The organism is Nitrosophilus sp. (assembly GCF_982775275.1).
Map to the genome: position 1 here is coordinate 1 of NZ_CEXZHP010000255.1, position 1,776 is coordinate 1,776.

1 protein-coding gene is annotated in these 1,776 nt (G+C 36.2%); it reads right to left on the reverse strand.

The genetic code is table 11. The features are described 5' to 3' along the window. Positions 1-388: 388 nt before the first annotated feature. Positions 389-1,696 carry a tRNA (N6-isopentenyl adenosine(37)-C2)-methylthiotransferase MiaB gene (miaB, locus tag AC30RD_RS08970; protein WP_489494179.1) on the reverse strand — a complete coding sequence of 436 codons (1,308 nt, stop codon included), beginning with the start codon at positions 1,694-1,696 and terminating at the stop codon, positions 389-391. Positions 1,697-1,776 lie beyond the last annotated feature (80 nt).

Sequence of the window (1,776 nt, forward strand, 5' to 3'; positions counted from 1 at the left end):
AAGAAGAGGGTATTTTAAACTCTTTTTTGCAAGTTAGATATATAAGACGTATCAATAATGCCCCGATAGGCGGAATAATAGCGGAGAGAATTTTGCGTTTTTTCTCTTTATTCATATATTACCTTGAGATTGGGAATTTGGAATTTGGAATTGGGAATTGTGAATTGAGCCCTCTCTCATCATTTTGACTCTTACCACCTTACCCCCTTACCCCCTTCTCCCTTCTCCCTTCAGCCTTTCACCTAACTACTCAACCACTCAACTATTTTAACCAATTTTGACATTGGACATTGGACATTAGATATTGGTAAAGGGGAATTGGGCATTGGAAATTACTAAATTTCATTCCCACTTTTTAACTTTTTCACTCTCTAACTTTCTCACTTTCTTACTTCATATAAACAATCTCCCCTTCTAAAGAGAGTCTTCCGGTTTTTGTTATCTTCACGTTAGCAAACTTTCCAAGGAGCTCTTCGCTTCCTTTTACTTTGATTATCCAGTTGTTGTCGCTTCTTCCAGCAACATATCCGTTTGGTTTTAACTCCTCAAAAAACACTTTATAAACTCTTCCCATCTCCTCTTTACTAATCTCATCCAATATCTCAAAATGAAGCTTTTGAAGTCTCTCAAGCCTATCGCTAGCTATGTCTTGCGGGACTTGGTCTTTATAATCTTTTGCGGGAGTTAAAGGTCTTGGAGAGTATTTAAAACTAAAAATCTGTTCAAATTTTACCTTTTTTACTACGTCCATAGTCTCTTCAAAATCCTCTTCGCTCTCTCCAGGAAATCCTACTATAATATCTGTGGAGATATGAACATCTTTTACCATCTCTCTTAGTTTAAAAGCTCTATCTAAAAACCACTCTTTGGTATAACCTCTTTTCATATCTCTCAATACTTTTGTGCTTCCGCTTTGTAAAGGCATATGCATAGATTTGCATATTTTTGGATTGTTAGCGAACTCCTCCAAAAACTCGTCATCCATATGCAGAGGGTGAGGAGAGGTAAATCTAATCCTCTCAACACCATCAACCTCGCTAACAAGTCTAAGTAGCTGAGTAAAGTTTATCTTTTTATCATATCCCGAAAATCTTCTTCCATAGTTATTTACGTTTTGTCCCAGCAAAAATATCTCTTTTGCTCCGGTTTGAACGGCTTTTTTAACCTCGTTTAAGATAAGATCAGGAGGGATAGAGATCTCCTCTCCCCTCGTATTTGGAACTATACAAAAGGTGCATTTTTTATCGCATCCGATGGAAATATTTATAAAAGCTTTATATAAAGAACTCCTAAAATCGCTAAAAGCGTATGTGCTCTCGTCATAATCTATATCTACTTCGACCGCTTTTTCTTTGTGGATTATTTTTGATATTTTAGAAACGTTTCTCGCTCCAAGAACAAAACTTACATAAGGAGCCTTTTTTATGATCTCTTCTCCAAGGTGACTCGCGGTGCAACCGCACACGCCTATTTTAGCTCCCTCTTTTTTTACTTTATTAAAATATCCTATCTCGGAAAAGAGCTTATGGACCGGTTTTTCTCTAACTGAACAGGTGTTAATAAGTATAAGATCGGCCTCTTTTATATTGTCCGTTAAATCGAAATTCTCCTTATCTTTAAGTTCGGCTATTATATGTTCAGAATCCCTTACGTTCATAGCGCAGCCAAGAGTCTCGATATAAAGCTTTTTTGTCAATACCCTATCCTTTTTTATTTTAATATATGAACCTCATAAAGATAATCTTTATCATCCAAGCCGTATTTTACTTCCCTTAG